The 7039-nt window shown below is 42.7% G+C and carries 5 protein-coding genes; 2 read left to right on the plus strand and 3 right to left on the minus strand.

What is annotated here, in order from left to right; genetic code table 11:
* Window positions 1-2481, minus strand: a 2481-nt coding sequence (locus ACJ751_RS09965; protein ID WP_407745340.1) for a M1 family metallopeptidase, incomplete at its 3' end; no start/stop codon positions are given.
* A gap of 142 nt (window positions 2482-2623) precedes the next feature.
* Between ACJ751_RS09965 and ACJ751_RS09970 the strand changes: the two genes are divergently transcribed.
* Entirely contained in the window at window positions 2624-3205 is a 582-nt protein-coding gene (locus ACJ751_RS09970; protein WP_407745341.1) for a hypothetical protein, read from the plus strand.
* A 5-nt stretch (window positions 3206-3210) separates the two neighbouring features.
* Here ACJ751_RS09970 and ACJ751_RS09975 read toward each other — a convergent pair whose 3' ends face one another.
* Both ACJ751_RS09975 and ACJ751_RS09980 read right to left on the minus strand, forming a co-directional pair.
* The gene (locus tag ACJ751_RS09975; protein WP_407745342.1) at window positions 3211-3963 is read right to left on the minus strand and encodes a DUF72 domain-containing protein; all 753 of its coding nucleotides are present in this window, start codon (window positions 3961-3963) and stop codon (window positions 3211-3213) included.
* Window positions 3960-6401: an AsmA-like C-terminal region-containing protein gene (locus tag ACJ751_RS09980; protein ID WP_407745343.1), complete on the minus strand. Its 2442-nt coding sequence runs from the start codon at window positions 6399-6401 to the stop codon at window positions 3960-3962. Before ACJ751_RS09980 ends, ACJ751_RS09975 begins: the two co-directional genes overlap by 4 nt.
* Window positions 6402-6552: 151 nt before the next feature.
* On the opposite strand from ACJ751_RS09980, the gene ACJ751_RS09985 reads away from it, so the two are divergent.
* The coding region (locus ACJ751_RS09985) for a YncE family protein (protein WP_407745344.1) at window positions 6553-7039 on the plus strand (487 nt) is incomplete at its 3' end.

Raw genomic sequence — 7039 nt, forward strand, 5'->3', positions numbered from 1 at the left:
GGCTTTCAGCCTGGAATTGTAGTGGGGATGTTTTAACAGGAACTGTTGCACCACCTGCCAGGCGGCCGCAGTTTGGTAAGAACCGAAGGTGGCGCTTAGCCAGCTTTGTGGGAAAAAGATATCGCCCGTGCGCTGGATCTCTTCTACCAACTCCAGGCTTTGTGGTAAATATTTATCCGAGGTGGATTGCCGTAATGGATGATGCAGATATCCCAATGCAATAATTACCCAGGCTTCCTTTGCGCGGTTCTTTCGATCGGTGAGACTGTTGAAGAAACTATCCCTTACCGAAACATTGGCCGATAACGCCGGCATTAAAAAATCCAGCCTTGCTTTTTTATCGGCATCCTTCATACGGTCGCGCTGCTGCGTGATAACGGTAGATGCCGTATCGTTCTTCAATGCAATCGTAAGCGCCAGTGAGGTGTAATCTTCTTCGGCCAATTTGATGCCTGCGGGCGGCTGCTGATGCTGCCAGACAGCATACATCCGTTTTCCCGCTACATCGCTTACATATACATTCTGGTAAGCCCTGAACAATACCTTTTTATTATTTGGTTGCGTTTGCGCTTCCATGGTATTCCATAACGCAGCTTCCAATTGGGTGGAGAATGCTGCGCGGTCTGCAGGACGAGTGAATGTCCAGTATAAACTAGCAATGTAGCTCGTAAGAAGCCTGAGGTTAGTTTCCTCTTTTTCGATGGTTATTCCTTTGGTGAACAGTGCCAACAGTGCTGCCGGCGTCATATAACGCCCCGACAATACATTCTCATAAATGTTCACATACGCAGCTGCGCGGCTCACCGCGCTCTTCTGGCTGAACAACTGTTCCTGCATGGCTTTATCGGCCGGGAAAAGTCCATACCCGATACCATCTGAATTGAACAGGATGAACAGTGGTTTGGTTAAACCTATAGCTGCTTTCAGCTGCATGCTGGCAGTGTTCATGTTCACCGGAATGGAATGAATACTGTCTGCATATACCAGCGTTATGGCAAATGCCTGCGGCCAAATGCGCGCAGCGCCTGTTTCGGGGCGTTGAGTGATGTTGAGTTTATCAATTTTATTTCCTTTGTAGTTCACACTATAATCGAAAACAGGACGACCGGGCTGGTTCACCCAAACCTTGTTCCAACCAAGCAGGTCGTACTTACTGTATTTGGCAAGGATCTGCACCAGGTCATTCCAGGTGGCATTGCTGTAAGCGTATTTATACAAATATTCCCGTATACCCTTGCGGAAGTTGTCTTTCCCCATTAGTAATTCCATCTGCCGCATCATGATGGGCGCTTTGTGATAGATGATGTTACCGTATAGGGAGCCTGCATCCTGCAGATTATCCAACTGCTGACGGATGGGATTGGCGCCGGGCGTGCGGTCAACGCCATAGGCGCTGGGATAGTGATCGGTCAGAAACTGAAGATTGAAGGTTTCGCTGCCCATCAACTGTTCCACCACCTTATCGGCCATGAAATTCGCGAACACTTCTTTCATCCACACATCGTTGAACCATTGCATGGTCACCAAATCACCAAACCACATATGCGCTGTTTCGTGAGAGATAAGACCAATGCGGCCGATCAGCTGATCTTTTGTAGGTTCCTTCAAAAAGAGCGACATCGCTTTGTATTGCACTTCGCCCGGATGCTCCATACCTCCGAACTGAAAATCGGGAATGGCGGCAAAACCTACTTTCTGAAAAGGATAGCGAATACCCGTCCAGGTTTCAAGAAAGCGGAGTGCATTGTCATGTGCCTGAAAGATGGAATCAACATTGGTGCCCGGGTCATTTTCGCGATAAAGGAATTCTGCGTTATACTGTCCGATCTGTTTTTGCGCCCGGGAATATTTCCCGGCGGTGAAGGAAAAGAGATATGTCGGCAGCAGATCCGAATCGGTAAAATTATAAACAGTTTGCAAACCATTGCTCGTGCTGTCTTTCAATTTACCGTTGGCCATCACCTTCCACCCGGTTGGCACCCGCAGCGTCAAGGCAAAATGAGCTTTCAGGTCGGGTTGATCGAAACAGGGAAAAACGGTGCGGGCGCGATCGGGCACAAACAACGCATATAAATATTCCGCATTGCGATTGAGGGAAGCGTCGCCGGCAATGAATTGAAGATTGATAGTGTTATTGCCTTTGTGCAACTGCGCAGGCGCAATTATAAGATGCTCGTTTTCGAGCTTCGGCGTAATGGTTTTGCCATTAACCCATAACGCCTGTATATGATCGGCATGCTGTTTAAAATCGATCTGCAGCGGCTGTGCATTCGTTTTAAGACTGCAGTAAATGATTTCCTTACCCTGAATGCTTTCTGTTTTAGTGGCCGGGATCTGGAAATCCAGTTGGTAACGTATATTGGAGATCTCCGCACGGCGGTGTTTCGACAATTCGCTGGAAACGCCTGGGGTTACAATTTGTTGGGTAAAAGCAGGCAGGCTCACTACCAGCAGCAGAAGGGTATTTCTTAAGGTCCGCATATAGAGTTAACTCATTTTTTGCGAAGGTAATCAAGATCGCTCAAGGCGCTTTCATGTGCTACCTTTAATACAATTTATTTTCATGCCATTATACATTATGCAGGGCATAATTTTTTATGCCTTTATGCTTAAATGGCGAGTCATGAAAAAACTATTTACTTTAATCATCCTTTCGCATTTGATCATCGGTAGTGCAAGATCACAGATCCAAAGTGGCAATCTTTTATGGGGCGCTGATATTGCAAACTTTGATCTTAGCCTGAACAAAGGCGGAAACTTCTCCATTCGTCTTGATCCCAAACTGGCTTACTTCTTTAGCAATAACCTGGCATTAGGTGGTTATTTGAACTTTGGCCTGCTTACCTCGAAAGGCGGTGGTGAAAGCATTGATTATGGTGTTGGCCTGTTGGGACGTTACTACCTCGGCACTGAAGCAAATGTAATACGAAACTCACGCTTCTTTCTGGAAGCAAACGCAGGTATAGAAGGCACCAATCCCGCTTCTGGTGAAAACACCAATGGACTGGGCTTGGGTATTGGCCCGGGTTGGACTTACTTCCTTACTTCCAATATTGGCCTGGAAGCGCTTTTAAAATACAGGGGCATTGTTGGTTTTGGCAACAGGGTTTCATCAAGCGACCTGCAGTTGTCTGTTGGGTTCCAGATCTATTTACCTTCCGCCCAATTAAGAAGACGGTTGGAAGAATCAAAGAAAACGCAATAACTAATCTACCGTACTCGTACCCTATTTGCCAAATCGTCTATTATCGCTTTTAAGGTGATCGCATTAAAAGCGGCATACCCTTCCTGGTCATTATCAAAATAAACATACACTTTCTTTTTCTGGCTTTGCCATTCCAGGCATTTCTTTGCCCATTTTCTGAGCACTGTTTTACTATAACTGCCCTGGTATTTATTATCTAACGGCCCATGCAGGCGGAGGTAAACAAAATTGGCCGTAACCTTTATCGGCGACATATGACCACCCAGTTCATAAATGCAGAAAGCACAATTATATTCCTGCAGCAACTTATAGACCTCTTCATTATACCAGGTGTCGTTTCTAAATTCAAATACATAACTGTAACCGGCCGGCAAAGCTTTAAGAAATTCTTTTAAGCGTTCTACATTCACCTTCCATTTGGGTGGTAACTGAAATAATATAGGCCCTAATTTTTCTTTCAGGGCAAGAATGCTGTTAAACAGCCTCGTCAGTGGCTCTGTGGGTCTTGTAAGCTTTAAGTTGTGCGTTATAAACCGGTTTGCTTTGATTACAAATAAAAACTTTTTAGGAGAATTCTTATACCAGCCTTCAAAAACCGTTCTGGGTGGTAACTTATAAAATGAATTATTTATTTCAACGGTATCAAAAAGCTTTGCATAATGTTCAAATTGCTGTTTTGCCGTTATGTCCGATGGGTAAAATGTGCCAATCCAATGTTTATAATGCCACCCGGAAGTTCCTATATAAATATTCTTCATGGCTGTTCATTCATTTTATCCTTTAAACTATCAGCCTTCTTATCTTTTTGGTACTCTTTAAACAGGTCAAGACTAAATTTTATATTTCCATCCGGGCCCGGCTGGCCGCGGATAAAAATACTTCTGCCTCCTTTTTTATTAACCCCTATATTCTCGGGATTATAGTTCTCATCACGTTTTTTAAGATTGCTCAAAGGAACCTGAATGCTCAAATCGGTAGTCCCTTTCTTATTGTATACACCTTCTATAAATATTGACATAACAGTGGATTGAATTTCCATCCTGTTGATCTTAACTTCCTGGTTGCTTATTTCAAGCCTGTTCTTTAATTCGGCAAACCTGATATTATCAAAATTCCGCTTCTTAAAAATAAACTTTTGTAATTTTTTTATGGGCTCATAATTATTCAGCGCGCCATCTTCAAGAGAAAAATCTACCCGGCTTACAACGGTGGCAGGAATAACATGACCATCATTCGCTATATTCATCGATGCTTCAATGTTTGCATTTAATCTACCTTCCAAACTTTGGGCAGTAAGCCCGTCCTGCCCAAAATTGTTGAAGTCGGCAAACACTTTACTCACATTCACATTGTTCATATTTACTTCCAGGTTAGCCAGATGAAAGTCTGCTTTGTTCAATAAGCTGCCTTTAAATGCAATATGACCGCTGGAATGATCCATACTAACGTTATCAATGAGGTAGCGATCATTCAGCAGGGTAATATCCGCTAGTGCATTTCTTCCCTCAAAACTTTTATAGATAAGCTTATCCGCCTTTAATTTCACATGTAATTTTCCATTTTCAATAAAATCATCCATTTTATCTGCCACCTTCAACACGGGTTTCTTTTCAGATTTTAGGTTTTCTGCGCTTCTTGATTTGAACAGGTATATAAACGAACCCACATTCATAACAGGCATGTAAATATTCCAGTTAATAATTGCCTTATCAGGTTGGGTATTGATAAGCGTTAGCAGGTCTTTGGCCTGGCCATTCATGGTGATGTCATTATTCAGCACATTACAATGCAGGTTCTCAATCAAAACATCAGACTTTTTAAAAGCCAGTTTACCGTTCACGTTCTTCATTTCCACGTTTCGAGGTTCGTATTCAATAGTGGCATCTTTAAATGTAATGGTACCATTTAAAAATGAGTTCGTGCTATCGTTCCTGGCCAGCGGGCCTTTATAATTTAATTGTACATTTCCCTCCCCCTGGTTTAAGTATAAGGTTTTGCTTCCTATCAATTCATTTAATGCCACAAGAGGAAATCTGGACGTAAGATCGCAAGTGAGCAATGGCTGGTATAAATTCAATATCCTGATCTTTTCAGATTGAACAGGTAACCCATGCCATTGAGCGGTAAAACTATTTATTTCAATTACAGAGTTCGGATCTTTCCGGGGCAAGCCAGACACCACTTCATTACTGAAGAAACCATTGAAACTGGCATGTTCAAAATCCAGGAAAAGTGTATTTAAACTAATGTCATGGGCTACCCAGTTGACATATATTTTAGGCTCTCCTCCTTTTAGCGGGCCGGCTATATTTACGCTTGCACTCAATGGGCTATTAACATCAACGATAGATAGGGAATTGGCGATCTTTTGCGGCAGGGCCGATTTTACAAAATCATACAATATTTTTCGTGTATGTATGCGTAACCAAAACTGCGGTTGGTCGCCTGCCAACTCAAATTGCCCGCTACAATTAAACGACTGTCCTGATACCTGTATATTAATGCTATCGAAAGACAGGTATTTAGATGCCTTTTGAAATGCCAGATTAAAATTCCCCCTAAACACTTTGTCTTTAACAAAGCTTCCGCGCATCGTATTAAAGGCAAGGCTTTTTATAAGAATATCTGCCTTTGTAATAAGTACAAGCCGGTTCTCCTTATGGTCAATGCCCACTTTTAGCTGATTAATTACCAGGTCGTGCAATTTTTGCTTTTTTCTGTCATCAACAATAAAGCGAACATTTTTCAGCAATACATTCTTCAATTCATTTTTTGCTTCGCTTTGTCCGCTGCCGCTTATTGTATCCTTTTTTAAATGAAACAGGTAAGTATTGGTGTACCCTGAAGAATCGGTGTATAAATACAGTTCACCGGTTTGTAACCTGATGCCCTTTATTGGCGGCTTGTGGTCGATCAGTTTTAAAACATTTATGCTGACAAATATTTCCTTCCCTTTAAAAAAGGTATGATGATGGGTATTAAACAACGTATCTGTGATACTGACGTCATGAAGTAGTACGGAGATGTGGGGGAAATTTCTAATAAAACTAAGTTCAATATTTCCGATAACTACCTGGCCATTTAACTGGTCGCTGATCTCGCTGGTAACCTGCTGAATGATCTTCTTTTTATTGACAGATACATATATAACCACTGCAACAACCAGCGTTAATACAACTGCCAGAAATATTTTCAATATTCTAAAAAGATATTTGAGTTGCAGTTTCAACCGGTAGCGTTAGAGGGTCAATATTATAATTTTCTACTATTTAGGTATATAAAAAAACCGTGCCCTGCAGTCAATAGCAAGCCAAATAAGCTTACATTGAATAAGCAAACTCGGTAATATGAATAGAATAACTATCACCATATTTGGACTCATGGTTCTTTTGGGAGAAGCTTGTAACGCTCAATCGCAGTCCCGGAAACTGTTACTGGCTTTGTCAAAAGCCGATCATACACTGGCAATTATAGATCCGGCCACATTAAAAGTAATGGCCCGGGTTCCGGTGGGTGAAGACCCGCATGAAGTGATCGCCTCTACCGATGGCAAAACGGCGTATGTTTCCATCTATGGCGGCGGCGCCCTGCATGAGATCAATGTGATCGATCTGCTGGCGCAAAAGCCATTGAAAGACGTTGACACCAGGCCGTTGTATGGACCGCATGGAATTGAATTTGCAAATGGTAAGGTGTGGTTCTCGGCAGAAGGCAGCAAAGCTGTTGGGCGTTATGACCCTGCCACCGGTAAACTGGACTGGAGCATGGGTACGGGCCAGGACAGAACACATATGTTATACGTTTCGGCCGATGCAAAAAAGATCTTTACCACCA

The sequence above is a fragment of the Niastella sp. genome (assembly GCF_045805085.1).
GTDB lineage: Bacteria > Bacteroidota > Bacteroidia > Chitinophagales > Chitinophagaceae > Niastella.

Bases quoted from the DNA above. Each gene is read 5' to 3' on its own strand.
- ACJ751_RS09970 (WP_407745341.1), top strand. From the start codon at position 2,624: ATGAAAAAACTATTTACTTTAATCATCCTTTCGCATTTGATCATCGGT.
- ACJ751_RS09975 (WP_407745342.1), bottom strand. From the start codon at position 3,963: ATGAAGAATATTTATATAGGAACTTCCGGGTGGCATTATAAACATTGG.